Origin of the sequence: Microvirgula aerodenitrificans DSM 15089 (assembly GCF_000620105.1) — a bacterium.
GTDB classification, from domain to species: Bacteria; Pseudomonadota; Gammaproteobacteria; order Burkholderiales; family Aquaspirillaceae; genus Microvirgula; species Microvirgula aerodenitrificans.
In genome coordinates this window covers 1-25837 of record NZ_JHVK01000001.1, presented here as the reverse complement: position 1 = coordinate 25837, position 25837 = coordinate 1, and the positions used below count along the sequence as shown (strand labels likewise).

Sequence of the window (25837 nt, the reverse complement as noted above, 5' to 3'; positions counted from 1 at the left end):
CCGCTGGTTCACGGCCATGCACGCGTCAAGACCGTTGGCGTACGCTTAATTGACAGCGCCTCGGGCAGAAATCTATATTAGCGATGCCTGTATCTTCTGGATTGCATAATTTACCGACGCGCGTGAGTGATCCGGTATCGTGCAACTAGCCAAAGTTCCTGACGAAAAAGAGGGTAACCGATGAAAACCACCAACAAAATCAAGCTGGGCGGTCTGATGGGCGCGCTGCTGGTGTCGCTGTTTTCGGCCAACGCCTACGCGACCAAGCCGGGCTACACCGTAGACCAGTCCACCGACGCAGTGACGCGTAACAGCTACAACGAATGCTGGCGCACTTCGTACTTCGACAAGGCCAAGGACGGCCTGGTCGAGTGCGGTGATGCAGCAGCCAAGCAAGCACCGAGCGCCGTCATGGTGCCGGTGAAGGAAAAGATCTCGCTGTCCGCCGAAGTGCTGTTCGACTTCGACAAGGCCACGCTGCGCCAGGATGGCAAGAAGGCCCTGCTGGAAGTGGCCGACAAGATCAAGGCCAAGGGCGCCAAGCTGGTTGGCGTCGAAGTGACGGGCTTCACTGACTACCTGGGTAGCGACAAGTACAACCAGGCGCTGTCCGAACGCCGTGCCAACACCGTCCGCAACGAAATCGTTGCCTACGGCGTGGCTCCGGAAAAAGTGACCGCGGTTGGCAAGGGTGAATCTGAAGCCAAGATGACCCAGGAATGCCAAGCCAAGAAATTCAAGAAGCGTGCCGACCTGAAGGCTTGCCTGGCTCCGGACCGTCGCGTTGATGTGGACATCACCGCCCAGCAAGAAACCCTGCAGGAAAAAACCAAGTAATTGGTTTTCCCCTCAGGTGCAAAACCCCGCGATCTCGCGGGGTTTTTTATTTCTGCCGCCGCGATCAGGCGCTTCATGAGCACGCTCATGCACCACGGCAACCGTCGGTGCCCCCATTATCGGCAGCCTGACTGCAGCGTATTCTTTACGCTACCGGCCCCCGCTCGCTACAATCGGTCGTTTAACGGACTCACATTACAGATGCAGGTTCACTTCGGCGGACACCCGGGCGACACATTCCCGCCCTGTGCGTTGACCATCGGCAATTTCGACGGCGTACACCTCGGCCACCAGGCCATCCTTCGCGACCTCCGGCGCGAGGCTGACGCGCGCGGGCTGCCCACCGCCCTGCTGACGTTCGAACCGCATCCGCGCGAATTCTTTTCCCGCAACGACCCGCCGGCACGGCTGGCGACGTTGCGCGACAAACTGGCTTTCCTGCAGGGCACCGGTCTGGTCGACCGGGTCCATGTACAGCGTTTCAACCGCGGTTTTGCCTCGCTGTCGCCGCAGGCATTCATCGACAGCGTGCTGGTCGAGCGGCTCGATACCCGCTTTCTGCTGATCGGCGACGATTTCCGCTTTGGCAGCCGCCGCACCGGTGATTTCTCGCTGCTGGCCGCCGAGCCGCGCTTCACCACCCGGGCGATGCCGACGGTCGAGCTTGACGGTGCACGCGCCTCCAGCACCGCCATCCGCGAAGCGCTCGAAGCCGGTGACATGCCGCTTGCGGCACGCCTGCTTGGCCGGCCGTACCAGTTGTCCGGCCGGGTCGTGCATGGCCGCAAGCTCGGGCGTACGCTCGGCTTCCCGACCGCGAACATCCACCTGCCGCACCGCAAACCGGCGCTGGCCGGTGTCTTTGCCGTCGAGTGCCGGACGCCGGACGGGCAGCGCCATGTCGGCGCCGCCAGCCTCGGCAAGAACCCGACCATCGACGACGCCGGCTGCTACCGGCTGGAAGTCTACCTGCTCGACTATTCGGGCGATCTGTATGGCCAGCGCCTGATCGTCCGCTTTATCCACAAGCTGCGGGACGAGGAGAAGTACGACTCGCTCGACGCGCTGATTGCCCAAATTCATGCGGACGTCGCTGAGACGCGCCGCCTCATGCCCTGTTGATTATCCGGAAAGTCCCATGAGCCTCGATGTGAAAAAAACCGTCAATCTGCTCGACACGCCGTTCCCGATGCGTGGCGATCTCGCCAGGCGCGAACCCGGCTGGCTCAAGCAATGGCAGGCCCAGCAGCGCTACCAGAAGCTGCGCCAGATTGCGGCCGGCCGGCCGAAGTTCATTCTTCATGACGGCCCGCCGTATGCAAACGGCGACATTCACATCGGTCACGCGGTCAACAAGATCCTCAAGGACATCATTGTCCGCTCGAAAACCCAGTCCGGTTTCGATGCCCCGTACGTGCCGGGCTGGGACTGCCACGGCCTGCCGATCGAACACCAGATCGAGAAGCTGACCAAGGGCGACAAGAAGGCCATTGCGGCTGCGCCGACCATCCATGCGCGCATCGTCGAATACCGCAAGCAGCACGGTCTGGAACCGAAGGACGTCCGCCTGCCGGCCGCCTTTACCCGCGAGCTGTGCCGCGAGTACGCCGGTCTGCAGATCGAACGGCAGAAACAGGACTTCATCCGCCTCGGCGTGCTCGGCGACTGGGACAATCCGTACCTGACGATGAACTTCAAGACCGAAGCCGACATCGTCCGCACCCTGGGCCGCATCCACCAGAACGACTTCCTGTTCAAGGGCGAGAAGCCGGTGCACTGGTGCATCGAATGCGGCTCGGCGCTAGCCGAAGCCGAAGTCGAATACGAAGACAAGGATTCGCCGGCCATCGACGTGGCCTTCCGCGTGCTGGACGGCCAGAAGCTGGCAACGGCCTTCGGCCTCGCCGCGCCGGTCGATGATGCCAGCGCCGTGATCTGGACCACCACGCCGTGGACGCTGCCGGCCAACCAGGCGGTGTCCGCCCATGCGGAACTGACCTACCAGCTGTTCGATACCGCCCGGGGCAAGCTGATTCTGGTACGCGAACTGGCCGCCGCCGCGCTGAAGCGCTACGGCTGCGAAGACGCGCGCCTGCTCGGCGAGACCGTCGGCGCCAGGCTCGAACACCTGCAGCTCGCCCATCCGTTCCTCGACCGCAGCGTGCCGATGATCCTCGGCGAGCACGTGACCACCGACGCCGGCACCGGCCTGGTCCACACTGCGCCGGCCCATGGCGTGGAAGACTTCCAGGTCGGCCGCCTGTACTCGCTGCCGATCGACAATCCGGTCGGCGATGACGGCCGCTACAAGAAGAGCGCGCCGGTGTTTGCCGGTGACACGGTCTGGGAAGCCAACCCGAAGATCGTTGCCCTGCTGACCGAACGCGGCGCGCTGCTGGCCAGCGAAACCCTGAATCACAGCTATCCGCACTGCTGGCGCCACAAGACGCCGATCATCTTCCGCTCGACCGCCCAGTGGTTCATCGGCATGGAAAAGCACGGTCGCGACGGCCGCACCCTGCGCGACCACGCCAACGAAGCGGTCGAAGCCACCGAGTTCTTCCCGGCCTGGGGCCGTGCCCGCCTCGAATCGATGATCCGCAACCGCCCTGACTGGTGCGTGTCGCGCCAGCGCAACTGGGGCGTGCCGATGACCTTCTTCGTGCACAAGGAAACCGGCGAGCTGCACCCGCGCTCGGGCGAATTGCTGGAAGCCGTCGCCAGGCGCATCGAGGAATGCGGCATCGAAGCCTGGTTCAGCCTGGACGCTGCCGAACTGCTTGGTGCCGAGGCCGCCGACTACCGCAAGCTGACCGACACCCTCGACGTCTGGTTCGACTCCGGTTCGACCCACTATGCCGTACTGCGCCAGCGCCCGGAACTGGCCTGGCCGGCCAATCTGTACCTGGAAGGCTCCGACCAGCATCGCGGCTGGTTCCAGAGCTCGCTGCTGACCGGCTGCGCGACCGAAGGCCGCGCGCCGTACGACCAGTTGCTGACTCACGGTTTCGTCGTCGACGGCGAAGGCCGCAAGATGTCGAAGTCCAAGGGCAATGTGGTCGCCCCGCAACAGATCAACGACAGCCTTGGCGCTGACATCCTGCGCCTGTGGGTCGCATCGACCGACTACTCGGGCGAACTGGCAATCTCGGACAAGATCCTCAAGGGCACCACCGACAGCTATCGCCGCCTGCGCAACACGCTGCGCTTCCTGCTGGCCAACCTGTCGGACTTCGACCCGGCCCGCGACGCACTGCCGGTGGCGGAACTGGTCGAGATCGACCGCTACGCACTGGTGCTTGCCGGCCGCCTGCATGACGAGATCACCGGTCAGCACTACCCGCGCTATGCGTTCCACAATGCGATGCAGCGCATCGTCGGCTATTGCTCGGACGAGCTTGGCGCGTTCTGGCTCGATATCCTCAAGGACCGGCTGTACACCACTCCGGCCGGCTCCGCTGCCCGCCGCTCGGCGCAGACCGCACTGTGGCACGTCACCCGCAGCCTGCTCGGCCTGCTGTCGCCGGTGCTGTGCTTTACCGCGGACGAAGCCTGGCATGTGCTGAACGGCGACAGCGACGACAGTCCGCTGTTCCACCTGTGGCACGAGGTACCGGCCGTCGACGACGCCGAAGCGCTGGCCGCCCGCTGGGATGCCGTCCGTCCGCTGCGCGCGGCGGTCAACAAGGAAATCGAAGCCCGTCGCGAAGCCGGCGAAATCGGCGCCTCGCTGCAGGCCGAAGTCGATATCGTGGCTGATGCCGAGCTGTACCCGGCACTGGCCGCGCTCGGCGACGAACTGAAGTTCGTGCTGATCGTGTCCCGCGTCGGCCTGAGCCAGGGCGAGACGACCGCGATCACGGTTGCGTCGTCTGCCTATCGCAAATGCGAGCGCTGCTGGCATTACCTGCCGAGCGTCGGCGAGCATGCCGAACACCCGACCCTGTGCGCGCGCTGCGTGGACAATGTGTTCGGCCACGGCGAGACCCGCGCCCATGCGTAAGGCCGCGGGATGGTTCGGCCTGGCGCTGGTGGTGATCGTGCTCGATCAGCTGACCAAGCTGTATTTCAACGGCAGCTACCAGTACGGAGAGGTGCGTCCGGTCATTGACGGGCTGTTCAACTTCGTCCTGGTCTACAACCCGGGAGCGGCGTTCAACTTCCTCGCCGATGCCGGCGGCTGGCAGCGCCATTTCTTCACCGTGCTGGCGCTGGCGGTGGCCGGCTGGCTTGGCTGGCAGATCTGCCGCGCCCGGCAAAGCACGCTGATGAACCTGGCGGCGGCGCTGATTATCGGTGGCGCGCTCGGCAACCTGGTCGACCGCGTCATCCATAGTCATGTGATCGACTTCATCCAGGTCTACTGGCGCACCTTCTACTGGCCGGCATTCAATATCGCCGACAGTGCGATCTGCGTCGGCGCGGTGCTGATGGTGATCGACGGTTTCCGCAAGGAGCGCAACGGATGAGACATATTGTGCTGGCCAACCCGCGCGGCTTCTGCGCCGGGGTCGATCGTGCGATCGCCATCGTCGAGCGCGCGCTGGAAAAGTACGGCGCGCCGATCTATGTCCGCCACGAAGTGGTGCACAACACCTTCGTCGTCGAGGGTCTGAAGGCGAAGGGGGCGATCTTCATCGAGGATCTGGCCGATGTGCCGGCAGGCCACACGCTGATCTACTCGGCGCATGGCGTGCCGCTGTCGGTGCGCGAGGAGGCCGCCCGGCGCGGCCTCAACGTCTACGACGCAACCTGTCCGCTGGTGACCAAGGTCCATGTCGAAGTGCGCAAGATGAACGAGCTCGGCCACGAGATCGTCATGATCGGCCACAAGGGGCACCCGGAAGTCGAAGGCACGATGGGCCAGGCGGCCAGCGACAATATGTATCTGGTCGAAACGGTGGATGATGTCGCCCGACTGGAAGTCCGCGATCCGGAACAGCTGGCCTATGTCAGCCAGACCACGCTGTCGGTCGACGAGACACGCGACATCATTGCCGCCCTGCGCGCCCGCTTCCCGGCCATCCACGGGCCGAAGAAGGACGATATCTGCTACGCGACGCAGAACCGGCAGGATGCGGTCAAACAGCTGGCTGACGAGTGCGACCTGGTGATCGTGGTCGGTTCGCCGACCAGCTCGAACTCGAACCGTCTGCGGGAAGTCGCCGCCGGTCGCGGCATCGAATCGTACATGGTCGACAATGCCGGCGAGCTGAAGCGCGAATGGTTCGACGGCAAGCGCCGGGTCGGGCTGACCGCAGGCGCCTCGGCACCGGAAGTGCTGGTGCAGTCGGTCGTGACCACCATTCTCGGCTATGGTGTCGACGGGGTGGACGAGTTGTCCGGCGTCGAGGAAAACACGATTTTCTCGTTGCCGGCCGGACTTCGCGACGCCTGACCCCACCGAAAGGAAAGCCCATGTCCCCGCATTCCCTGTTCCGCCACCTGGCGCTTGCCGCCATGGTCGCCCTGCTTGCCGCCTGTGCCAGCGGCGGCTCGCAGACCACGGCCTACGGCAACGTCGAAGTCGGCGCGTCGGTCAACCGCTGACGCGCGCGGCGTGCCGGCCGGCCGCGACCGGCTCGCCGCCACCCAGTATCCCGGCATGACGTTCGCTGACCAGCTTGTCCAGCAGACCGAACGATGCGCGACTGGCGCGTTCGGCCTCGCTGGCAGCCGCCAGCAGTGCGTCGGCACCGGTTTCGCCGGCTTCCACCAGGGCAATGGCCGCCTCGAGTCGCTGGTAGGTCTGTGCCAGCTGCGCCGACACGCCCTTCCAGGCGCCGAGATCGCCAAAACGCTGCTGCCCCTGCTGCTGCGCCCAGTCCTCGACCCGCTGCCGCAACTCGGTCCGCGCCGCATGGTCGCCATTGGCACTGCCGCCCAGCGCGTGATAGCCAAGCTGCTTGTACAGCACATTGTCGGTCTTGATCAGCGAGCAGGCCGACTGGTCCTTCACATGCTCGACGTGGGCGATCACCGCCGACGAGGTCTGCGCCAGGCGCACGAACACCGCCCGGAAGCCATCCACTGACTCGCGCACTTCGCCGGCCACGGTATTGGCCGCCTGCGAGCGCGCCAGCATGTCCTCGACCCGGCTGCTCAACTGGCTCAGCGTCGCCTGCACCTGCACCGCCGACGCCTTGCTGCGGTTGGACAGTGTCTTGACCTCATCCGCCACCACGGCAAAACCGCGCCCGGCCTCGCCGGCCCGGGCAGCCTCGATAGCTGCATTCAGCGCCAGCAGGTTGGTCTGTTCGGCCAGGCCGGAAATGGCCTGCAGGGCGGACTCGATCAGTGTCCATTCCTTTTCCAGCGCAGAACCGGCGGCATTCACCGCCTCGACGCTGGCGGCGATGGTATCGAGCTGCTGGCCGATCTGACCGGCCGCGCTCTCGCTGGCCCGCGCCTGCTCGGCGTTCTCGCCGGCAATGCTGGCGATCTGCTGCATCTCGTCACTGATGGTGCGCAGGTCGCTCTGGCTGGCGCCCAGGTCTTCGCGCAGATTGGCCGTGTTCAGCGTATGCAGTTGTGCGGCCAGCTGGTTCTGCTTCAGGTAGGCACTGTTCTGCGCCATCGCATCGATGGCGTGATCGATGTCATCGAGCGAATCGGCGAACACGCCGGGCAGGCCGGCCGACAGCGGACGACGGCCGTAGTCGCCGCCGCGGATGCGCGAGAAGCAGTTGCTGATTTCCTTGAAATAGCTCTCGACCAGGTCCATGAACTCGTTCAGTTCCCAGGCTACCTGACCGACCTCACCCAGGTTGCGGACCCGGGTGGTGCGATGGTGCAGCTCGCCGCGCCGGGCATGCTCGATATGCTCGCGCAGCAGATACAGCACGCGGAACGGGCGTCCGGACTGCACGACCACATAGGCCGTCAGCAGCAGCGCCAGCACCGGGCTGCCCCACACCGGCAGGCCGATGCCAAGTCCGAAGCACACGACCGTCGCCAGCACCAGCAGGTTGTAGCAGACCAGCACCAGCTTGAACTGGGTGGACAGGAACGGCGGGCGCCGACGTGGCTGGGATGCGCTCATGCGTGTTGTCTCCGGCTGAATACTTCCTGGTTCAATGAAAGCACCAGTTGTTCGTAGCTGGCGAAGCCGAGCTCGGCGATATGCCGTTCCAGCCAGGCCAGCGACAGGTCGGGGGCATCTTTCTTTCCGCTATTGCGCTCGATGGCGCTCATCTGCTCATAGACGGGAATCAGGGCATCGAGGGCGGCGCGTGCCGGGCGGCGACGCACCGAGTAGTAGCCTTTGAGCGCACCGTGGCGGTCAAAGTCCGGGGTGATGTTGGCCAGCACCCAGTAAAAGCCGTTGTCGGCGATGCGGTTCTTGACCACGCCAAAGAATTCTTCGCCCCGCTGCAGGGTCTTCCACAGCAGGCGGAAAGCACCGCGCGGCATGTCCGGGTGACGGATGATGCTGTGCGGATGGCCGAGCAAGGCATCCTCCCGGTAACCGCAAATACGCATGAAGTCCCGGTTGGCATAGGTAATGACCCCCTTGGGGTCGGTCTTGGTGATGATCAGATCATCATCGGTCAGCACATACTCACGCTGAGCGATCAAGGACAGCGGCGCATTCATATTTATAGGAGTACGTGCGGGGTGGAAAAGCCGGCATTCTAATGAGAACCATGCAAATAACATCTGTCCAATGACGTTTTCTTGCGCTAGATCATGATTTTGTCGTCTGTGCAACAATTCAGTCATATCGGCTGACCCATGCTAGCATTTGCGCTGTTTTCAGCGTTTTGTACGGACATCGCCATGCCAATCGGAACCCCTCTCTCCCCCTCCGCCACCCGCGTGATGCTGCTTGGCAGCGGCGAACTCGGCAAGGAGGTCGCCATCGCCCTGCAACGCCTCGGCTGTGAAGTCATCGCCGTCGATCGCTATCCACATGCGCCGGCCATGCAGGTTGCCCACCGCAGCCACGTCATCGCCATGACCGACGGCGCGGCGTTGCGGGCACTGATCGAGCAGGAACGGCCGGCACTGGTGGTACCGGAAATCGAAGCCATCGCCACGGCCACCCTGCTGGACATCGAACGCGAAGCGCTGACCGAAGTCATCCCGACTGCCCGTGCCGCCCATCTGACCATGAACCGCGAAGGCATCCGCCGGCTGGCGGCCGAGACCCTCGGCCTGCCGACCTCGCCGTTTGCCTTCGCCTCCAGCCTGGACGAACTGCAGGCCGCCATCGACGCCGGCATCGGCTACCCGTGCGTGGTCAAGCCGGTCATGAGCTCCAGCGGCAAGGGCCAGTCGGTGCTGCGCAGCGCGGACGATGTCCGTACCGCCTGGGACTACGCCGCCAGTGGCGGCCGGGTCGACAGCGGCCGGGTCATCGTCGAAGGCTTTATCGACTTCGACTACGAAATCACCCTGCTGACCGTGCGCGCGCGCGGCCGCGACGGCCAGCCGGAAATCCACTTTTGCGCACCGGTCGGCCACCTGCAGCAGAACGGCGACTATATCGAGAGCTGGCAGCCGCAGCCGATGTCGCCGCTGGCGCTCGAACGCGCCCGCGACGTAGCCGGACGCGTGGTCGACGCACTGGGCGGACGTGGCCTGTTCGGCGTCGAGCTGTTCGTCAAGGGTGACGAGGTCTGGTTCTCGGAAGTCAGCCCGCGCCCGCACGACACCGGTCTGGTGACCCTGGCCAGCCAGATGCTGTCCGAATTCGAGCTGCACGCCCGCGCCATTCTCGGCCTGCCGGTCGACACCGGCATGCGCGTGCCGGCGGCGGCCAGCGCCGTCATCTACGGCGGCGTCGACGCGGTCGGCATCGTGTTCGACGGCGTGGCCGACGCCCTGGCCGTCCCAGGCGCCGACCTGCGCCTGTTCGGCAAGCCGGAGAGCTTCGTCCGTCGCCGCATGGGCGTGGCAGTCGCATCGGCCGACGATATCGACACCGCCCGCAGCCGTGCCCGCGAGGCGGCCGGCAAGGTCAAGCCGCGCGAGGCCGGGCAATGAGCGACGCGACCGCCACCCCGTACCAGCTGCTCGGCGGCGAAGCCGGCGTGCTGCACCTGGTCGACCGCTTCTACAATTTCATGGACGCCGATCCGCGGGTGAAGTCGCTGCGCGACATCCACCCGCCGGATCTGGAAGATTCGCGCCGCAAGCTGTACATGTTCCTGTCCGGCTGGCTGGGCGGCCCCAACCTGTTCGTCGAGGCCTTCGGCCATCCGCGGCTGCGGGCGCGGCACCTGCCGTTCGCGGTCGACGAGGCCATGCGCGATGCGTGGATGCTGTGCATGCACGAGGCGCTGAACGGGCTGGAAGCCTCACCGGAAGTGACCCGACGGCTGTATGACGCGCTGTGGGATCTGGCCGACTTCATGCGCAACAGGTAATCCGACAGACGGACCCGTTTTTTCGCTGCCACCTTCTATCGTGCAGATGTGGACTGGCCCAAGCCCGTATGAAAAACGGGCAGGCCCTCCCGTTACGACATCGCCCGCGCATCAGGGAGGGCGATGCCTTCTGCACGAGGAGACAAACATGCAGCGGGCATTCTGGGCAAGCCTCGGCGCCGTCGCGACGCTGGGCACCACCGCGGCCGACGCGGCGGAATTATCAAATGCATTCGGGCTGGGCGACCCCTGGTCGCCACAGGCACTGGCGCGCATCGACGCAATGCCGCCAGCCGGCTCTCCGGCCAATACCCTCTCCAATGGCTGCATGCCGGGCGCGACCCTGTGCAGCAGGCTGATCGGCGTATCGCCCTCGGCCTCCGGCCAGCCACTGGGCACACTGAATCTGACCTCGACGATCTCGCTGGAAGCGGAAAAGCTCGGCAACGGCTACACCGCGCTGAAACCGACGCTGAAAATCGGCAAGAACGCCCGCCTGTCGATACGGCCAAAGCAGCGCATGCTGCTGTGGCGGCTGGATTTCTGAGCCGCCGCAAATGGCAGGCACGCGAAAGCCGCCGGGCCTCCGGCGGCTTTGACGGCGGCGCCCTGTCCTAGCTCCGGTTACCGCGCTCGATCTGCACCCCGACCCGCTTGACGCCGGCCAGGATACCGAGCTTGGTCACGCTGACCCGTACCCATGGCGCACCGAACTCGTCGCGGATAACGTGAGCGATATGCTCGGCCAGGGCCTCGATCAGCAGGAAGTGCCGTTCGGCCAGAATCGCGCGCAGTCGCTCGACCACCACGCCATAGTGGATGGTGTCGCCGATGTCGTCGCTGTGACAAGGGGTCTCGCTGGGGATGCCGATGTCGAGGTCGATCTCGATGGTCTGCGGCGCATGCCGCTCCCATTCATAGAGACCGATGACGGTATCGACGCGCACTTCGCGCAAAAAGATGATGTCCATTCCGACACTAAGAAAGACGGCAGTGGGGCGATGGCCGCCAATGCCGTAAAATGCAAGGTTTCGTATTTTAAAGAATTCGACATGTCCACGATAGCGTTCATCGTTGCCGCCTACCTGATCGGGTCCTTGCCCTTCGCTGTCATCGTCAGCAAAACGATGGGACTGTCCGACCCGCGCAGCTACGGATCGAAGAATCCGGGCGCGACCAACGTGCTGCGCAGCGGCAACAAGAAGGCGGCGGCGCTGACCCTGTTCGGCGACGCGGCCAAGGGCTGGCTGGCGGTCTTTCTCGCCCAGCAGTTCGGCCCGCGCCATGGACTGGCCGAACCGGAATTCGCCATGGTCGCACTGGCGGTATTCGCCGGCCACCTGTGGCCGCTGTTCCTGCGCTTTCGCGGCGGCAAGGGCGTGGCCACGGCGCTCGGTGTACTGGTTGCCGTCAATCCGCTGATTGCGCTGAGTTCGGCCGCCGTGTGGCTGCTGATCGCCGCCACGACCCGCTACTCGTCGCTGGCCGCCATTCTGGCCGCCATCGCCGCGCCGGTCGCCACGGCCTTTATCCAGCCCGGCGTCTACTTTGGCGCCATTGTCGTCATCGCCCTGTTGCTGGTGCGCAAGCACAAGCAGAATATCCTCAATCTGCTGTCCGGCCAGGAAGGCCGGATCGGTGCCGGCAAGACGGCGGCAAACGGCGAGCAGGATTCTTGACCGACCCCACTCAGGAGCACGACCATGGCCAGAAAACAGGAACACGAACAGCTGGACGACGAAACACTGGCGCTGCTGGCCTGGTGTGCCGAGGTGGAAACCCACCTGGTGGCGGCCGGGGCCACGGTGGCCGAGGCGCAGGAGCATATCGAGGACCAGGCCGAGTGGTATACCGACCAGTTCTATGACGGCCTGACCCCGGAGGAAGCCGCAAAGGCCGCACTCGCCTGACAGCGGGGACTTGCCAAGACGGCGTCATGGCGGTTTGATGATGATTTAGTCCCTGAACGTCAACCGCCATGACCGACCACATCGACGCCCTGATTTCCCGGTTCGACCAGTTGCTCGAACGCCTCGATCGCGCGCTGCCGCCACTGCCGGAACCCACCGACTGGCGTGCGCATGCCTTCCGCTGGCGCGTGCGCAATGGCCGCGGCTGGCTGGCGGCCGTCGACCAGCCGCACAGCATCCGCCTGAGCGACATCGCCAATGTCGACGCGCAGAAGGACAAGCTGGTGCGCAACACCGCCGCCTTCGTCGCCGGACGTCCGGCCAACAATGTGCTGCTGTCCGGCTCGCGCGGCTCGGGCAAGTCGTCGCTGGTCAAGGCCCTGCTGCCGGCCTTCTCCGCGCAGGGACTGCGTCTGGTCGAAGTCGATCGCACCCATCTGGCCGATCTGCCGGACATCATCGAGCAGGTGGCCGACCGCCCCGAACGCTTTATCCTGTTCTGTGACGACCTGTCGTTCGAAGAGGGCGACGACGCGTACAAGGCGCTGAAGAGCGCGCTGGACGGCGGCATCAGCCGCCGCTGCGACAACCTGCTGGTCTACTCGACCTCGAACCGGCGCCACCTGCTGCCGGACCGGATGCGCGACAACCTCGATACCCGCTCGGTCGATGGCGAAATCCATCCCGGCGAGGCGGTGGAGGAAAAAGTGTCACTGTCCGAACGCTTCGGGCTGTGGCTGTCGTTCTATCCGTTCAGCCAGGACGAATACCTGGCCGCCGCCGAGGTCTGGCTCTCCCATTTCAAGCTCAAACTGACGAAGGAAGCCCGCCAGGCCGCCCTGCTGTGGGCGCAGATGCGCGGCGCACGCTCGGGCCGCGTCGCCTGGCAGTTCGCCTGCGACTGGGCCGGGCGTACACCGGCCGAGCGCAAACAGTTGTAGGACCGCGGGCTTACGGATGGTGGCGCGGCAGCTCGGCCAGCCAGCTCGGCACCGCGACCCGGATCAGGAACGCCGTCGACAGGCCGGCCATCAGGATGCCGACGATGGCCTCGAACGGACCGATGACGCGTTCGTGCCCGCTCGGCACCACATCGCCATAGCCCACGGTGGTGTAGCTGGACATCGAGTAGTACAGCGCGTCGCTGAAATCCGTCAGCGAGGTCTGCCACTGGATCGCTTCCGCCCACAGCAGCATCTCCAGCGCATGCACCAGCAGCAGGGCAAAGGTCACCAGCCCGAGACGGGCCAGTTCGGCCACGACGCGCTGCCGTTTCCGCGCCGGCCGCAGCACGCGCAGAATCAGGTACAGGCCGGCGACATGCAGGGTCACCGTGGCCAGTGTCAGGCCCAGTCCGAGGAAAAAATGCTCAAGCATGGCGGCGAACCCGGATAATGATCGGTTGTCAAAACCGGCGCCCTCCTCTGTGGAGCGTGCCGGTCGCTTACCCTATCAAGGATTTTCCCCGTGCGCGACCTCACCCCGCTCATCAACCGGCTGAAGAAAAACGATCGCCACCTCGGCAAATGGGCCCGCCGGGAAGGCATCCAGTGCTATCGCGTCTATGATCGCGACCTGCCCGAGTTTCCCGTCGCCATCGACCGCTACGCCGACCGCCTGCATATCGCCGAGTACGACACCGGCTGGCAGCAGGACGAAGATACCCACGAAGTCTGGGTCGAAGGCGTCAAGGCGGCGGCCAGCGAGGCGCTCGGCGTCGCGTTCGAGACCATCGCCTTCAAGACCCGTCGCCGGCAGAAGGGCCTGGCCCAGTACGAAAAGACCGGCGAGGACGGCGCCTTCTTCGTCGTCGAGGAGGCCGGGCTGAAATTTCGCGTCAATCTCGACAGCTATCTGGATACCGGACTGTTTCTCGACCATCGCCCGACCCGCGCCCGCATCCGTCAGGAAGCGGCCGGCAAGCGTTTCCTGAACCTGTTCGCCTATACCGGCAGTTTCAGCGTCTACGCGGCGGCGGGGGGCGCGCGCGAGACAGTGACGGTGGATCTGTCCAACACCTATCTGCAGTGGGCCGGTCTGAACATGGAGCTGAACGGCTTCACCGACCCGGCGGCGCACCGTCGCGACCGCGCCGACGTGTTCCAGTGGCTGGACGACACCATTCGCGACGGCGAACATTTCGACCTGATCGTCATGGACCCGCCGACCTTCTCCAACTCGAAGAAGATGATCGACGTACTCGACATCCAGCGCGATCACGGCTGGCTGATCGACAGCGCGATGATGGTGCTCGCCCCCGGCGGCACGTTGTACTTTTCGACCAATCTGCGCGGCTTCAGGCTGGACGCCGACCTGGCGGACAAGTACCGGCTGGAGGATATCAGCGCGGTTTCGGTGCCCGAGGACTTCCGCAACCGCAAGATCCACCAGTGCTTCCGCCTGCAGGCCAGGGCCTGAGTCCGGCAAGCGCACGGAAATTTGATTTTCGTCAAAGTTAGTTTTCCGCTTTTCTCTAATATACAAACCGAGCCGCAGTTGGTTCGATGTAGTTTCTCCTCTATTTCTCCTTTGCAGACTTCACGCCACGGCCCCACCGTGGCGTTTTTTTTGTCCGGATTTCGTCCATCAGGCTTTGTTGATATGCATCAACATTACGAATCCAGAAAAGTCTAATATTCGCTTCGAACCGCAGTCGGTTCGATGTAGTTTCTCCTCTATTTCTCCTTTGCAGACTTCTCGCCACGCTTCTCCGCGTGGCGTTTTTTTTGCCTGCAGCCTGCCTGCTCTCGTCTTTTCCGGTCAGGGCAATGGCACCTGCATGCCCGAGATGCCCGGCATCGCCTCGCGCATCAGCTGGAGGAACAGGCGCAGGCGGGCCGGGTAGTAACTTGCGAACGGGTAAACCAGGAACACCGGCAACGGGTCGGCACGCCAGCCCGGGGCCAGATGCAGCAGGCGCCCTTCCGCCACGTCGTCCTTCACCATCCAGGCGGACACCAGGCCGGCCCCCAGCCCCGACAGCATGGCATTGCGCAGCGCGTACAGGCTGTCGGTACTCAACCGTGGCCGGATGGCAAAGCGGTGGACATCGCCGTCACCCAGCGACGTCAGTGCCACTTCGTGACGATAGAAGGTCTGCAGCGCCAGCCACGGCAGTGTCTCCAGCGCTGCCGCCGAGGTGGGCAAAGGCCGCCCGGCGAGCAGCGACGGTGCGGCCACGGCAATGCGCGGCACTTCGGCCAGCCGGATGGCCACCACCGACGGATCATCTACCGACCCGACCTGAATGGCGCAGTCGATGCCTTCGGCGATGAAATCCGGCCGCCGGTCATGCAGCAGCCATTCCACTGTCACCCGCGGATGGCGATCCAGATAGGCCATCAGCGGCGCAATCAGCTGGCCCTGGCCAAACGCATGCGGCGCGATGACGCGCAGATGACCTTCCGCCTCGTCCTTGACCCCGCGCAGGTCCGCACTCATCGCCTGCCAGCTGTCGAGCAGCGTCTTGGCATGGGCGAAGCAGCGCCGGCCGTCGTCGGTCAGGGTCATGGCATGGGTCGAGCGCTGCAGCAGCTTCAGTCCGAGTGCGCGTTCCAGTGTCTGCAGCCGCCGGCTGACCGTTGGCTGGCTGGTCTCCAGTTGCGCCGCGGCGGCCGACAGGCTGCCCGCTTCGACGATGCGGACGAAGGTCTGCATCAGTCCGATCCGGTCCAGGCCGGCAAAATCGGTGTCTTTCATACGTCAAGCGTATAACAAATCTGCGTCGGCGGTGACTACCGGATTCGGGCTCCGGCGCAGAAACTGGCGCCATCGTTCGTTTCCACAGAAAGATCCGCGCCATGACCACCATCCAATTAACGCATGAAACCAGCCAGCCAGCTCCCTCGCGCCAACTGGTGCTGCTGCTGGCGGCCGGCGCCGGGCTGAGCGTGGCCTCGCTGTACTACAGCCAGCCGATGCTGGGCGTGCTGGGCCCCGACCTGCAGACCAGCGACCGGATGGCCGGTCTGGTGCCGACCCTGACCCAGCTCGGCTATGCGCTGGGCATCCTGCTGCTGGCTCCGCTTGGCGACCGTTTCGACCGCCGCCTGATCATCGTGACCAAGGCCGTGCTGCTGACGCTGGCCCTGCTGCTGAGCGGGCTCGCCCCCGGCATCGCGCCACTGCTGGTCAGCAGCGCGGCGGTCGGGCTGACGGCGACGCTGGCACAGGACATCGTGCCGGCCGCCGCGATCCTGGCGCCCGCCGCCCAGCGCGGCAGGATTGTCGGCACGGTGATGACCGGCCTGCTGCTGGGCATTCTGCTGTCGCGGGTGGTCAGCGGTTTTGTGGCCGAGCATTTCGGCTGGCGCACGATGTATGTCACCGCCGCCGCGGCCATCGCCCTGACCGGCCTCGCCGCCTGGCGCGGCCTGCCCCGCTTCCGGCCCACCACGCAACTGGCTTATGGCGCGCTGATGCATTCGCTGCTGGTGCTGTGGCGTCGCCATGCGGCGCTGCGCCGTGCAGCCTGGGCCCAGGGCCTGCTGTCGGTCGGCTTCAGTGCCTTCTGGTCCACGCTGGCCGTGATGCTGCATGCGTCCTTCCATCTGGGCAGCGCTGCCGCCGGAGCCTTTGGCCTGGCCGGTGCCGCCGGGGCGCTGGCGGCCCCGCTGGCCGGTCGTCTGGCCGATCGCAAGGGTCCGGAACGGGTCATGCGCCTCGGCGCCGGGCTGGCAGCGCTGTCGTTCGCTCTGCTCGGCCTGGCTGTCCTGCTGCCCGCGACGGCCCAGCTGGCCCTGATCGCCCTCGCGGCAGCAGGTTTCGACTTCGGCATCCAGGCGGCACTGGTCGCCCACCAGACCCAGGTCTATGGCATTGAGCCCGCTGCACGCAGCCGCCTGAATGCCCTGCTGTTCACCGGGGTGTTCATCGGCATGGCAACGGGCGCGGCGCTCGGCAGTCTGGCGCTGGCGCAATGGGGCTGGACGGGGGTTATTGCCCTGGCCACGGCGGCATCGCTGGCCGCCCTGCTTGTCCGCCTGACACAGCGCACAGGCATGGCATAGTGCGACACTATCGGGCGGGATGAAAAATTCAATCCCGCCCGCCGCTTGCCTTGCCGGCAGGCGACGCCATCTGCGCAGCATCCGGCCACTCGCGCCGCCCAATGCAAAGGAGACCCTCATGGCCGTCGAAAACCTGAATCAGGACACATTCAAAACCGCGCTGGACGATGAGCGTCCGCTTGTCGTCGATTTCTGGGCGCCGTGGTGCGGCCCGTGCCGCAATTTCGCCCCGGTGTTCGAAGCCGCATCCGAAGCCCATCCGGACATACGCTTCGTCAAGATCAACACCGAGGAAGAACAGGACCTGGCCAATGCTTTCCGCATCCGCTCGATCCCGACGCTGATGGTGTTCCGCGAACAGGTGATGCTGTTCAACCAGGCCGGCGCACTGTCCGCGCCCCAGCTCGAACAGCTGATCGGGCAGATCAAGTCGGTCGACATGGCGGAAGTGCATCGTCAGATTGCCGAGGACGCGGCAGCAAAGGAATAGGCAACGGACAAGGGCATCAGGGCGCTCCATTCGCTCTATCATCAGGTTTGAAGATGACTCGATAGACAGGACTCCTGATGCCCCGCCTGCTTCCTCTCTCCCTGCTGCTGATCGCCGGCATGGCCAATGCCGCCTGCCCGCCGCTGCTCGACCACCGCTTCAAACTGCTGGACGGCAGCAGCCTCGACCTGTGTCAGTACGCGGATCAGCCGATTCTGGTGGTAAACACCGCCAGCAAGTGCGGCTTTGCGCCGCAGTTCGACGCGCTGGAAAAGCTGTACCGCGACTACAAGCCGCGCGGGCTGCTGGTCATCGGTTTCCCGAGCAACGACTTCCGCCAGGAGCTTCCCAGCAACAAGGAAATCGGCGATTTCTGCCGGCTGACTTATTTCGTCCAGTTCCCGATGGTGGAAAGCTCGGTGGTGACCGGCAGCAAGGCCATCCCGTTCTTCAAACAACTGAAGGCGGCAACCGGCGACGTGCCGCGCTGGAATTTCCACAAGTACGTGATCGCGCCGGGCGGCAAGACCGTTACCGCTTTCGGCACGCTCACCAAACCGGATGCCCCGGAGATACTGGATGCGATCCGGCCGGGACTGCGCCCGGCCCCGTGACGCCTGCGCTCAGGACGGGATGCCCATATGCGACAGCGGCAACGCTGTCGTGTGCTTGATCTCGTTCAGCACGAAGCTGGATTTCACGTCCGACACGCCCGGGTGGGTGATCAGCGTGTTCATGATGAAGCGCGAGAAGTGCTCCAGGTCCTCGAAATACACGTGCAGCAGGAAGTCCACTTCGCCGGTCATGGCGAAGCCGCTGATGACTTCCGGCCAGCTGCGCACCGCGCGGCTGAAGGCGTTGATCGACTCGCCGTCGCGCTTTTCCAGCGATACGCGGACGAATGCCTGCAGGCCCAGCCCGATACGGGCCGGCTCGAGCAGGGCCACATACTGGCGGATCACGCCGCTTTCCTCCAGCTGCTTCAGGCGTCGCAGGCACGGCGAGGGCGATAGGGCGACGGTTTCGGCCAGCTCCACATTGGTCAGCCTGCCATTCTTCTGCAGGGCGGCGAGAATCTTGATGTCTGTCTTGTCTAGTTCGAGGCTTGGCATTTCGTGCTATCCAGATTGCGCTGAATCCGTGATTCATGTCCCGCATATTGTACCCATGAGCAACAATGCAACAAAATTGCTTTGTGCGACGTCTACGCTCTAATTGACGACTTCGTCCGGTCCATATCGCGCCTTCCCTGCCCGGGACGGTCGCCCGGGAGCCCCTGATGTCCGCCCCATCCGACACCGCCTGCATGGTCGATCTGGCCACTTTCCCTGTCCCCGACTACAGCGATACCGAGCATGAGACCTGGACGCGCCTGTATGCGCGCCAGCGCGAACTGCTGCCCGGCCGCGCCTGTGACGAGTACCTGGCCGGTCTGGCCCGGCTGGAGCTGTCGGAAACCCGGCTGCCACGACTGGTCGACATCAGCCGCCGCATCGAGCAATACACCGGCTGGCGGCTGACCCGGGTCGCCGGACTGGTCGAGAACGACGACTTCTTCACCCTGCTGGCCGGACGCTGTTTTCCGTCCACCGACTTTATCCGCAAGCCGGACGAGCTCGACTACACCCCGGCGCCGGACATGTTCCATGACCTGATCGGCCACGCACCGCTGCTGACCCACTCGCGCTTCGCCGCTTTCTTCGAGCGCTTCGGTCATGCCGGCAAGGCAGCGTTCGCCAGCGGCCATCCGGCCACCGAGTGGCTGCCGCGCATCTACTGGTACACGGTCGAGTTCGGCCTGATTCGTGCGGCCGAAGGGCTGCGCATCTATGGTTCGGGCATCGTGTCATCACCGGGCGAGGTGCTGCACAGTCTGTCCGACGCGGTTACCCGCCACGATTTCGACCTCGATGCCATCGCCGCGCGCGATTACGACATCTGGCACATGCAGAACGACCTGTTCGTCATCGACAGTTTCGACCAGCTCGAAGACGATTTTGCCGCCTGGTGCCGCGAGGCCCGGCTCGGCTGAGCAACACCGGCAGCACCCGATTCCCGCCATCCAGAGCGGGAACACACGAGGAGACAATACGCATGGCAGACCCCCTCAATCCGATGGGAACCGACGGTTTCGAGTTCATCGAATTCGTCGCCCCCGAGCCCGCGGCGCTGGAAGCGCTGTTCACCCAACTGGGCTTCGTCCGTACCGGCCTGCACCGCACCAAGCGCGTCGCGCTGTGGCAGCAGGGTGATATCCATTTCATCGTCAATGCCGAACCGGCCAGTTTCGGCGCCGACTTCGCCCGCCTGCACGGCCCGTCGGTGTGCGCCTTTGCCTTCCGGGTCGGCAATGCCGCCGATGCCTACCGGCGCGCGCTCGAGCTCGGCGCCGAGGGCGTTCCGCACCGCGCCGGGCCGATGGAACTGAACCTGCCGGCGATCAGGGGCATCGGCGGCGCCTGCCTGTACCTGGTCGAGCGCTTCGGCGAGCATTCGCTGTACGACGTCGATTTCCGGCTGACCCCGGCCGATACCCGGGGGTGCGGCCTGACCGGCATCGATCACCTGACCCACAACGTCGAACGCGGCCATATGGACGACTGGGCCGGTTTCTACCAGCGGCTGTTCAATTTCCGCGAGATCCGCTATTTCGACATCGAGGGCAAACTGACCGGGCTCAGGAGCCGGGCGATGACCAGCCCGTGCGGCAAGATCCGCATCCCGATCAACGAATCGGCCGATGACCGCTCGCAGATCGAGGAGTACCTGCGCGCCTACCATGGCGAAGGGGTCCAGCACATCGCGCTCGGCTGCGACGACATCTATGCAACAGTCGAGGCACTGCGTGCGCGCGGCGTGCGTTTTCTCGACACGCCGGACAGCTACTACGACGGCGTCGATGCCCGCCTGCCCGGCCATGGCGAAGACCTGGCGCGTCTGCGCAGCGATCGCATCCTGATCGACGGCAGCCCCGGCGGCGGGCGGTTGCTGCAGATTTTCACCGATACCGTCATCGGGCCGATTTTCTTCGAGATCATCCAGCGCAAGGGTGACGAGGGCTTCGGCGAAGGCAATTTCCGCGCGCTGTTCGAGGCCATCGAGCGCGACCAGGTCGCACGGGGTGTGCTGTCCGACACGGGGGCCCCGCAATGAGCACCTCACCGATCTACTGGCCGCTGGCACAGGGCCGCCACTCGCCGCAGGCGCATGCCGACCTGCCGGCAGGCAGCTACGAACGCGAGATGGGCCGTGACGGCTTTGCCGGTCCGGCCTGTCACTTCCATCACGCCCACCCGCCGACCGGCTGGTCAGCGATCGACGGCGAGCTGCGGCCGCGCGCATTCGATTTCAACCTGCTGCCCGCCAGTGATACCTGCCCGTGGAGCGCGCCGCTGCTGCTCGGCAACCGGCAACTGGCCATCCGCCAATGGCGCGCAGGGCAACCGACACCGCTGGTACGCGACGCCGATGGCGACCTGCTGCTGTTCGTCCATGCCGGTGCCGGCACGCTGTTCTGCGACTGGGGCCGGCTCGACTACCGCGACGGCGACTACCTGCTGCTGCCGCGTGGTGCGCTGTGGCGGCTGGAACCGGCGACACCGGGGCCGATGCTGCTGATCGAGGCCATCGACGGTCGCTACGATCTGCCGGACAGGGGCCTGCTTGGCCGCCACGCCCTGTTCGACGCCGCCTGCCTGCGCACGCCGGTCATCGACGATGCCTTTCTGGCCCAGCAGGGCGATACGCCGACTGCGGTCCGGGTCAAGCGTTTCGACCGCGTCAGCACGCTGCGCTACCCGTTCAATCCGCTGGACAGCATCGGCTGGCACGGCGACCTGTGTGCGTTCGCGCTCAACTGGCGCGACATCCGCCCGGTCATGAGCCATCGCTACCACCTGCCGCCGACCGTGCACGCGACCTTCTTCGCGCCGGGCTTCATGATCAGCACTTTTGTACCCCGCCCGCTGGAATCCGACCCTGGCGCATTGAAACTGCCGTTTTTCCACAGCAATGACGACTACGATGAATTTATCTTCTATCACGCCGGCGAGTTCATGAGCCGCGACCACATCTACCCGGGCATGGCCACGCTGCATCCGACCGGCCTGCCCCACGGCCCGCATCCGAAAGCCTTCGCCACGGCGGCGGCCGGCGCGCGGGCCTTTACCGACGAGGTCGCGGTGATGGTGGACAGTCGCAAACCCCTATTGGTTGCGCCGTTGCCGGACGGCGTGGAATGGACGGCTTACGCGGATTCCTGGAAGGGCTGAGCACCAGACCAACCGGGACACGACAGGGACACCATGAAACTTGCGTCAATCAAACACGGCCGCGATGGCCGCCTGGTGGTAGTCAGCCGCGACCTGAGCCGCTGCGTGGCCGTGCCCGGCATCGCGCCAACGCTGCAGGACGCCCTCGACCGGTGGGAACAGGTCGCCCCGCGGCTGGCTGAAATCGCCGCCGCACTCGACAACGGCGAATTGTCCGGCAGCCTGCCATTCGTCGCCGCCGACTGCGCAGCCCCGCTGCCCCGCGCCTATCTGTTCGCTGATGGCAGCGCCTTTCTGTCCCACGTCGAACTGGTACGGCGGGCCCGGGGTGCGGACATGCCGGCCGAGCTGTACCAGACGCCGCTGATGTATCAGGGCGACAGTGGCGGCTGGCTGGCACCGACCGCGCCGATCCCGTGGCGCGATGCAGCCTGGGGCCTGGATTTCGAGGGCGAAGTTGCCGCGATTACCGGCGACCTGCCGGCCGGCTGCGACGAACTGACTGCGGCCACCGGCATCCGCCTGCTGATGCTGGTCAACGACGTCAGCCTGCGCGGGCTGATTCCCGCCGAGCTGGCGCGCGGCTTCGGCTTCTACCAGAGCAAGCCGGCGTCGAGCGCCAGCCCGGTTGCCGTCACCCCCGACGAGCTTGGTGACGCCTGGCATGACGGCCGCGTGCAGTTACCGCTGGAGGTGACGCTGAACGGCAAACCGTTCGGCCACCCGCATGCCAGTGCCATGCATTTTTCCTTTCCGCAGCTTATTGCCCATGCGGCACGCACCCGCCCACTGGTCGCCGGCAGCATTATCGGCTCCGGCACGGTATCCAATGCCGACCCATCGGTCGGCGAAGCCTGCATTGCCGAACGGCGCATGCGCGAGCACCAGGCCGACGGCACTCCGCACACCCCCTGGCTGATGCCTGGCGACAAGGTCCGCTTCGACATGCGCGGCAGCGACGGCCAGTCGGTCTTTGGCGCCATCGAGCAGCAGGTGGCCGCATGCTGATTCTTTACGACTACTGGCGTTCCAGTGCGGCCTACCGGGTGCGGATTGCGCTGCACCTGAAAGGGCTCGAATTCGAGTCGCGGCCGGTGGACCTGCGCCACGGCCAGCAGCGCGATGCCGACTACCTGCGGCTGAATCCGGCCGGGCTGGTGCCACTGCTGGTCGACGGCGCCCTGCGCGTGTCGCAATCGCTGGCCATCTGCGCCTATCTGGACGAAGCCTGGCCGGACACCCCGCCGCTGCTGCCACCAAACCCGCGTGCGCGTGCCACCATCCGCTCGATGGCGCTGACCCTGGCCTGCGACACCCATCCACTGCAGAACCTGCGCGTGCTCCAGCAGCTGGAAGCGGACTTCGGCGCTGACGACATGCAGCGCGGCAACTGGGTCCGGCACTGGATCCACAGCGGTCTGGCCACGCTGGAGCGGCTGGCGGCCGACAATGCCGGTGCCTGCTGCCATGGTGACACGGTGACGCTGGCCGACCTGTGCCTGGCCCCGCAGCTGTACACGGCACGCCGCTACGACCTGCCGCTGGACGACTTCCCGCGCCTGGTCGCCATCGACGCCCATCTGATGACCCTGCCGGCCTTTATCGCCGCCCAGCCAGTACAGCCGGGCCGCTGAACCGGCCAGCCCGGCGATTTGCAAAAAGCCGGAAATCCGGCCGCCATTTCGGCCGGCGGCACTTTTTTGCAGAAAGCGCTTGACCACCACCCCGGTTTACGGTTTAATTCGCGTCCTCAACGCAGCGCACAGCGCAGCAACGAGAGATGGCCAGGTAGCTCAGTTGGTAGAGCAGCGGATTGAAAATCCGCGTGTCGACGGTTCGATTCCGCCCCTGGCCACCAGAATTCAAAAGGCTTGCAGAAATGCAGGCCTTTTTTGCGTCAGGCGGGCGGGCGGCAGATGCCATCCGCCTATTTCCACCTATCCGCGCAGCAAGCCCTCCCCCAGTCCCTCGCGCGCGCTCACCCCCGGCAACACAAAGAAATACCCGCCGCCAAACGGCTTGATGTATTCCTCCAGCGGCTCGCGGTCCAGGCGCTTTTGCGTATCGATAAAGCCGGTCTGCAGATTGGCCTGAAAGCTGACAAACACCAGCCCCATGTCCAGCTGCCCGGAACGGGTCAGCCCGGCCGAATAGCTGTAGCTGCGGCGCAGCAGCCTGGCATCGTGGCGACCGTGCCGGCGCGGTTCGGCTCGACGCATGTGCGAGTCGAGCGGCACGCCCTTGCCATCGGGGTCGGCGGCGAAGCCCGGGTCGTCAAACTCTGCCTTGCGGCCCAGCGGCGCACCGGAGGCCTTGTCGCGGCCAAAGTCGGTCTGCTGCTCGCCCAGCGGCGTGCGGTCCCACTGCTCCAGCAGAAAGCGGATCAGACGCACCGCCATATAACTGCCGCCGGCAGCCCAGTCCGGCTCCTGGTCCTTGCTGCCGACCCAGACCATGTCGTCCATCAGCTTGTCATCGCCCGTCGACGGATTGCCGGTCCCGTCCTTGAAGCCGAACAGGTTGATCGGCGTACTGCCGCTGCGCACGGCCGATGCCGGCAGGAAACCGTCCATCTTCCAGCGCGGCGCCAGTTTGTCCGGCATGTGCTTGATGATGTCGCGCACGGCATGAATGACCGTCTCTCGCGAATGGGCGCAGCACTGCAGCAGCAGGTCGCCATCACACCAGCCGGCGTCGAGTGCGTCGTTCGGAAAGGCTTCCATATGGACCAGATGCCGCGGCTTGCGCGCCTCGAGGCCGAAGCGCGCGTCGAACAGTGTCGCGCCGACCGCCACCGTGATGGTCAGCCCGTCCGGCACGATCTCGGCGCCCATCACGCCGGAGTCCATGGGCGGCAGCCGGGCGTCGCCCACCGGCGCCGGGCCGCCACGAGTCAGGAAGCGGATGCGTTCGGTCAGTTGCCGGAACAGCGCGGCCAGTTGTTCGCGGTTGCGCGCCAGCACGTCGAAGGCGATGAAAATCGCTTCCTGCGGGGCTGCGGTCACGATGCCGGCCTGGTGAACACCGTCGAATGGCACTTGCTCACGGGCCGGGTCAGCAGCCGGCCGGCGGAACCAGCTGGTGGCGCCGGCAGCGCCCAGCACCGCGCCGCCGCCGAAAGCGCTCATGCCCAGCAGCCATTTGCGACGCGACGGGCAGGCGGGGGCCGCTGCCCCGGACACAGGAATATCTGTTTTTTCAGTCATGATGGTATTCCGTCCCCTGCCGACGAATCCCTTGCCGGCAGGGCATGAGGAGGGGTCAGTCGAGGCCGAGCACGCCACGCAGGCGGGACAGGTCTTCCGCCAGGGTATTGATCGGGCCCTTCATTGCCGTGCGGTCGGCATCGGTCACCTTGCCGTAGTCGACAAAACCGTCGCCGTCCGCTGCGCGGTATTTGCCCAGCAACGTGTCGACATCCTTGAAGTTGCCATCGATGCGGGCCAGCAGCGCGGCATCAGCCTTCTGCAGCAGCGGTCGCAGCAGATCGACGATCTTGCGTGCGCCTTCGACATTGGCGTGGAAGTCCCACAGGTCGGTATGGCTGTAGCGATCTTCCTCGCCACTGATCTTGGTCGCCGCCACTTCTTCGATCAGACCGGCCGCACCGCCGACCATCTTCGCCGGCGGAATGCTCAGTGACTTGATCCGCGTCTGCAGTTCCACCGTGTCCGCCACCAGCTTGTCGGCCAGCTTGTCCAGCCCCCTGGTGCTGTTGTCGGCAAACAGGGCTTTCTCCAGCCGGTGGAAGCCGGTGAAGTTCGGGTCGCTGGCCTTGTCCTTGAAGTCGTCTTCGCGCACGTCAATGGCGGTGTCCAGGTCAGAGAACAGTTCCGCAATCGGTTCGATCCGCTCGTAGTGGCGACGGGTCGGCGCGTACAGCGCCCGGGCTTCCTCCAGCTTGCCGGCCTTGATCGCGTCGGCAAAGCGCTGTGTCTGCTTGACCAGT

The 25837-nt window shown here is 65.2% G+C and carries 29 protein-coding genes and 1 tRNA gene; 22 read left to right on the top strand and 8 right to left on the bottom strand.

The genetic code is table 11. The annotated features are described in order from the left end of the window. The first annotated feature begins 180 nt into the window (after positions 1-180). The 6 genes from Q352_RS0100150 to Q352_RS24240 all read left to right on the top strand — a co-directional run bounded on the left by Q352_RS0100150 (position 181) and on the right by Q352_RS24240 (position 6387). On the top strand, positions 181-837 hold the full coding sequence (locus Q352_RS0100150) for an OmpA family protein (protein WP_028497570.1): 657 nt from the start codon (positions 181-183) through the stop codon (positions 835-837). Positions 838-1038: 201 nt separating this feature from the next. Beyond that, on the top strand, positions 1039-1959 hold the full coding sequence (locus Q352_RS0100145) for a bifunctional riboflavin kinase/FAD synthetase (protein ID WP_028497569.1): 921 nt from the start codon (positions 1039-1041) through the stop codon (positions 1957-1959). A 16-nt stretch (positions 1960-1975) separates the two neighbouring features. Next, positions 1976-4840, top strand: coding sequence for an isoleucine--tRNA ligase (gene ileS / locus Q352_RS0100140; protein WP_028497568.1), 2865 nt, complete (start codon positions 1976-1978; stop codon positions 4838-4840). Continuing rightward, entirely contained in the window at positions 4833-5306 is a 474-nt protein-coding gene (gene lspA, locus Q352_RS0100135; RefSeq protein ID WP_211249579.1) for a signal peptidase II, read from the top strand. Before ileS ends, lspA begins: the two co-directional genes overlap by 8 nt. Next, positions 5303-6235: a 4-hydroxy-3-methylbut-2-enyl diphosphate reductase gene (gene ispH / locus Q352_RS0100130; protein WP_028497566.1), complete on the top strand. Its 933-nt coding sequence runs from the start codon at positions 5303-5305 to the stop codon at positions 6233-6235. Before lspA ends, ispH begins: the two co-directional genes overlap by 4 nt. Before the next feature lie 20 nt (positions 6236-6255). Beyond that, entirely contained in the window at positions 6256-6387 is a 132-nt protein-coding gene (locus Q352_RS24240; RefSeq protein ID WP_255420186.1) for a hypothetical protein, read from the top strand. Here Q352_RS24240 and Q352_RS19265 read toward each other — a convergent pair. Beyond that, the gene (locus Q352_RS19265) at positions 6377-7879 is read right to left on the bottom strand and encodes a methyl-accepting chemotaxis protein (protein WP_051528575.1); all 1503 of its coding nucleotides are present in this window, start codon (positions 7877-7879) and stop codon (positions 6377-6379) included. The two genes, Q352_RS24240 and Q352_RS19265, sit on opposite strands and share 11 nt — an antisense overlap. After that, positions 7876-8559 carry a PAS domain-containing protein gene (locus Q352_RS0100115; RefSeq protein WP_233495192.1) on the bottom strand — a complete coding sequence of 228 codons (684 nt, stop codon included), beginning with the start codon at positions 8557-8559 and terminating at the stop codon, positions 7876-7878. Before Q352_RS0100115 ends, Q352_RS19265 begins: the two co-directional genes overlap by 4 nt. A gap of 57 nt (positions 8560-8616) precedes the next feature. On the opposite strand from Q352_RS0100115, the gene purT reads away from it, so the two are divergent. The 3 genes from purT to Q352_RS0100100 all read left to right on the top strand — a co-directional run bounded on the left by purT (position 8617) and on the right by Q352_RS0100100 (position 10755). Continuing rightward, the gene (gene purT, locus Q352_RS0100110) at positions 8617-9825 is read left to right on the top strand and encodes a formate-dependent phosphoribosylglycinamide formyltransferase (RefSeq protein WP_028497564.1); all 1209 of its coding nucleotides are present in this window, start codon (positions 8617-8619) and stop codon (positions 9823-9825) included. Continuing rightward, entirely contained in the window at positions 9822-10208 is a 387-nt protein-coding gene (locus Q352_RS0100105; protein WP_028497563.1) for a group II truncated hemoglobin, read from the top strand. The genes purT and Q352_RS0100105 overlap by 4 nt, the downstream gene beginning before the upstream one ends. A 148-nt stretch (positions 10209-10356) precedes the next feature. Next, entirely contained in the window at positions 10357-10755 is a 399-nt protein-coding gene (locus tag Q352_RS0100100; protein WP_028497562.1) for a hypothetical protein, read from the top strand. Between the two features lie 67 nt (positions 10756-10822). Here the strand turns inward: Q352_RS0100100 and folB are convergent, their stop codons facing one another. After that, positions 10823-11179 carry a dihydroneopterin aldolase gene (gene folB / locus Q352_RS0100095; RefSeq protein ID WP_028497561.1) on the bottom strand — a complete coding sequence of 119 codons (357 nt, stop codon included), beginning with the start codon at positions 11177-11179 and terminating at the stop codon, positions 10823-10825. Positions 11180-11260: 81 nt separating this feature from the next. Here folB and plsY point away from each other — a divergent pair, with 81 nt between their 5' ends. The 3 genes from plsY to Q352_RS0100080 all read left to right on the top strand — a co-directional run bounded on the left by plsY (position 11261) and on the right by Q352_RS0100080 (position 13059). Beyond that, positions 11261-11887 carry a glycerol-3-phosphate 1-O-acyltransferase PlsY gene (plsY, locus tag Q352_RS0100090; protein WP_028497560.1) on the top strand — a complete coding sequence of 209 codons (627 nt, stop codon included), beginning with the start codon at positions 11261-11263 and terminating at the stop codon, positions 11885-11887. A 24-nt stretch (positions 11888-11911) separates the two neighbouring features. Beyond that, complete coding sequence (locus tag Q352_RS0100085; protein WP_028497559.1) at positions 11912-12118, top strand: hypothetical protein; 207 nt, start codon at positions 11912-11914, stop codon at positions 12116-12118. A gap of 68 nt (positions 12119-12186) precedes the next feature. Next, a complete protein-coding gene (locus Q352_RS0100080) occupies positions 12187-13059 on the top strand; it encodes an ATP-binding protein (protein WP_028497558.1) in 873 nt (290 codons plus the stop codon). A gap of 10 nt (positions 13060-13069) precedes the next feature. Here Q352_RS0100080 and Q352_RS19260 read toward each other — a convergent pair whose 3' ends face one another. Then, a complete protein-coding gene (locus Q352_RS19260; RefSeq protein ID WP_051528574.1) occupies positions 13070-13495 on the bottom strand; it encodes a potassium channel family protein in 426 nt (141 codons plus the stop codon). Between the two features lie 90 nt (positions 13496-13585). Here Q352_RS19260 and Q352_RS0100070 point away from each other — a divergent pair, with 90 nt between their 5' ends. Then, positions 13586-14536, top strand: coding sequence for a class I SAM-dependent methyltransferase (locus Q352_RS0100070; RefSeq protein WP_028497557.1), 951 nt, complete (start codon positions 13586-13588; stop codon positions 14534-14536). A 342-nt stretch (positions 14537-14878) separates the two neighbouring features. Here Q352_RS0100070 and Q352_RS0100065 read toward each other — a convergent pair whose 3' ends face one another. Then, the gene (locus Q352_RS0100065; protein WP_028497556.1) at positions 14879-15817 is read right to left on the bottom strand and encodes a LysR family transcriptional regulator; all 939 of its coding nucleotides are present in this window, start codon (positions 15815-15817) and stop codon (positions 14879-14881) included. Between the two features lie 101 nt (positions 15818-15918). Between Q352_RS0100065 and Q352_RS0100060 the strand changes: the two genes are divergently transcribed. From Q352_RS0100060 to Q352_RS0100050, 3 genes are all read left to right on the top strand, one after another. Next, positions 15919-17127 carry an MFS transporter gene (locus Q352_RS0100060; protein ID WP_028497555.1) on the top strand — a complete coding sequence of 403 codons (1209 nt, stop codon included), beginning with the start codon at positions 15919-15921 and terminating at the stop codon, positions 17125-17127. 118 nt (positions 17128-17245) lie between these two features. Then, positions 17246-17617: a thioredoxin gene (gene trxA, locus Q352_RS0100055; RefSeq protein WP_028497554.1), complete on the top strand. Its 372-nt coding sequence runs from the start codon at positions 17246-17248 to the stop codon at positions 17615-17617. A 77-nt stretch (positions 17618-17694) separates the two neighbouring features. After that, complete coding sequence (locus tag Q352_RS0100050) at positions 17695-18231, top strand: glutathione peroxidase (protein ID WP_028497553.1); 537 nt, start codon at positions 17695-17697, stop codon at positions 18229-18231. 9 nt (positions 18232-18240) lie between these two features. On the opposite strand, the gene Q352_RS0100045 is transcribed toward Q352_RS0100050, so the two are convergent. Next, complete coding sequence (locus tag Q352_RS0100045) at positions 18241-18729, bottom strand: Lrp/AsnC family transcriptional regulator (protein WP_028497552.1); 489 nt, start codon at positions 18727-18729, stop codon at positions 18241-18243. A gap of 167 nt (positions 18730-18896) precedes the next feature. Between Q352_RS0100045 and Q352_RS0100040 the strand changes: the two genes are divergently transcribed. The 6 genes from Q352_RS0100040 to Q352_RS0100015 all read left to right on the top strand — a co-directional run bounded on the left by Q352_RS0100040 (position 18897) and on the right by Q352_RS0100015 (position 23746). After that, a complete protein-coding gene (locus Q352_RS0100040; protein WP_051528573.1) occupies positions 18897-19649 on the top strand; it encodes a phenylalanine 4-monooxygenase in 753 nt (250 codons plus the stop codon). 62 nt (positions 19650-19711) lie between these two features. Beyond that, a complete protein-coding gene (gene hppD, locus Q352_RS0100035; protein ID WP_036384636.1) occupies positions 19712-20770 on the top strand; it encodes a 4-hydroxyphenylpyruvate dioxygenase in 1059 nt (352 codons plus the stop codon). Continuing rightward, positions 20767-21888, top strand: a complete 1122-nt coding sequence (locus Q352_RS0100030) for a homogentisate 1,2-dioxygenase (RefSeq protein WP_028497549.1) — start codon at positions 20767-20769, stop codon at positions 21886-21888. The genes hppD and Q352_RS0100030 overlap by 4 nt, the downstream gene beginning before the upstream one ends. A 33-nt stretch (positions 21889-21921) precedes the next feature. Continuing rightward, positions 21922-22896: a fumarylacetoacetate hydrolase family protein gene (locus Q352_RS0100025; protein ID WP_028497548.1), complete on the top strand. Its 975-nt coding sequence runs from the start codon at positions 21922-21924 to the stop codon at positions 22894-22896. Next, complete coding sequence (gene maiA, locus Q352_RS0100020; RefSeq protein WP_028497547.1) at positions 22890-23522, top strand: maleylacetoacetate isomerase; 633 nt, start codon at positions 22890-22892, stop codon at positions 23520-23522. The genes Q352_RS0100025 and maiA overlap by 7 nt, the downstream gene beginning before the upstream one ends. 148 nt (positions 23523-23670) lie before the next feature. After that, a tRNA-Phe gene (locus tag Q352_RS0100015) sits at positions 23671-23746 on the top strand. 79 nt (positions 23747-23825) lie between these two features. Here the strand turns inward: Q352_RS0100015 and efeB are convergent. After that, positions 23826-25094 (bottom strand): iron uptake transporter deferrochelatase/peroxidase subunit, encoded by a 1269-nt coding sequence (gene efeB / locus Q352_RS0100010; protein WP_028497546.1) that lies wholly within the window; start codon positions 25092-25094, stop codon positions 23826-23828. Positions 25095-25149: 55 nt separating this feature from the next. After that, a partial coding sequence (gene efeO / locus Q352_RS0100005) for an iron uptake system protein EfeO (RefSeq protein WP_028497545.1) occupies positions 25150-25837 on the bottom strand: 688 nt, incomplete at its 5' end.

What these genes read in the sequence shown, in the direction of transcription:
- Q352_RS0100150 (WP_028497570.1), top strand. Translation starts at nt 181, where the DNA reads ATGAAAACCACCAACAAAATCAAGCTGGGCGGTCTGATGGGCGCGCTG.
- Q352_RS0100145 (WP_028497569.1), top strand. Translation starts at nt 1,039, where the DNA reads ATGCAGGTTCACTTCGGCGGACACCCGGGCGACACATTCCCGCCCTGT.
- ileS (WP_028497568.1), top strand. Translation starts at nt 1,976, where the DNA reads ATGAGCCTCGATGTGAAAAAAACCGTCAATCTGCTCGACACGCCGTTC.
- lspA (WP_211249579.1), top strand. Translation starts at nt 4,833, where the DNA reads ATGCGTAAGGCCGCGGGATGGTTCGGCCTGGCGCTGGTGGTGATCGTG.
- ispH (WP_028497566.1), top strand. Translation starts at nt 5,303, where the DNA reads ATGAGACATATTGTGCTGGCCAACCCGCGCGGCTTCTGCGCCGGGGTC.
- Q352_RS24240 (WP_255420186.1), top strand. Translation starts at nt 6,256, where the DNA reads ATGTCCCCGCATTCCCTGTTCCGCCACCTGGCGCTTGCCGCCATGGTC.
- Q352_RS19265 (WP_051528575.1), bottom strand. Translation starts at nt 7,879, where the DNA reads ATGAGCGCATCCCAGCCACGTCGGCGCCCGCCGTTCCTGTCCACCCAG.
- Q352_RS0100115 (WP_233495192.1), bottom strand. Translation starts at nt 8,559, where the DNA reads ATGACTGAATTGTTGCACAGACGACAAAATCATGATCTAGCGCAAGAA.
- purT (WP_028497564.1), top strand. Translation starts at nt 8,617, where the DNA reads ATGCCAATCGGAACCCCTCTCTCCCCCTCCGCCACCCGCGTGATGCTG.
- Q352_RS0100105 (WP_028497563.1), top strand. Translation starts at nt 9,822, where the DNA reads ATGAGCGACGCGACCGCCACCCCGTACCAGCTGCTCGGCGGCGAAGCC.
- Q352_RS0100100 (WP_028497562.1), top strand. Translation starts at nt 10,357, where the DNA reads ATGCAGCGGGCATTCTGGGCAAGCCTCGGCGCCGTCGCGACGCTGGGC.
- folB (WP_028497561.1), bottom strand. Translation starts at nt 11,179, where the DNA reads ATGGACATCATCTTTTTGCGCGAAGTGCGCGTCGATACCGTCATCGGT.
- plsY (WP_028497560.1), top strand. Translation starts at nt 11,261, where the DNA reads ATGTCCACGATAGCGTTCATCGTTGCCGCCTACCTGATCGGGTCCTTG.
- Q352_RS0100085 (WP_028497559.1), top strand. Translation starts at nt 11,912, where the DNA reads ATGGCCAGAAAACAGGAACACGAACAGCTGGACGACGAAACACTGGCG.
- Q352_RS0100080 (WP_028497558.1), top strand. Translation starts at nt 12,187, where the DNA reads ATGACCGACCACATCGACGCCCTGATTTCCCGGTTCGACCAGTTGCTC.
- Q352_RS19260 (WP_051528574.1), bottom strand. Translation starts at nt 13,495, where the DNA reads ATGCTTGAGCATTTTTTCCTCGGACTGGGCCTGACACTGGCCACGGTG.
- Q352_RS0100065 (WP_028497556.1), bottom strand. Translation starts at nt 15,817, where the DNA reads ATGAAAGACACCGATTTTGCCGGCCTGGACCGGATCGGACTGATGCAG.
- Q352_RS0100060 (WP_028497555.1), top strand. Translation starts at nt 15,919, where the DNA reads ATGACCACCATCCAATTAACGCATGAAACCAGCCAGCCAGCTCCCTCG.
- trxA (WP_028497554.1), top strand. Translation starts at nt 17,246, where the DNA reads ATGGCCGTCGAAAACCTGAATCAGGACACATTCAAAACCGCGCTGGAC.
- Q352_RS0100050 (WP_028497553.1), top strand. Translation starts at nt 17,695, where the DNA reads ATGCCCCGCCTGCTTCCTCTCTCCCTGCTGCTGATCGCCGGCATGGCC.
- Q352_RS0100045 (WP_028497552.1), bottom strand. Translation starts at nt 18,729, where the DNA reads ATGCCAAGCCTCGAACTAGACAAGACAGACATCAAGATTCTCGCCGCC.
- Q352_RS0100040 (WP_051528573.1), top strand. Translation starts at nt 18,897, where the DNA reads ATGTCCGCCCCATCCGACACCGCCTGCATGGTCGATCTGGCCACTTTC.
- hppD (WP_036384636.1), top strand. Translation starts at nt 19,712, where the DNA reads ATGGCAGACCCCCTCAATCCGATGGGAACCGACGGTTTCGAGTTCATC.
- Q352_RS0100030 (WP_028497549.1), top strand. Translation starts at nt 20,767, where the DNA reads ATGAGCACCTCACCGATCTACTGGCCGCTGGCACAGGGCCGCCACTCG.
- Q352_RS0100025 (WP_028497548.1), top strand. Translation starts at nt 21,922, where the DNA reads ATGAAACTTGCGTCAATCAAACACGGCCGCGATGGCCGCCTGGTGGTA.
- maiA (WP_028497547.1), top strand. Translation starts at nt 22,890, where the DNA reads ATGCTGATTCTTTACGACTACTGGCGTTCCAGTGCGGCCTACCGGGTG.
- efeB (WP_028497546.1), bottom strand. Translation starts at nt 25,094, where the DNA reads ATGACTGAAAAAACAGATATTCCTGTGTCCGGGGCAGCGGCCCCCGCC.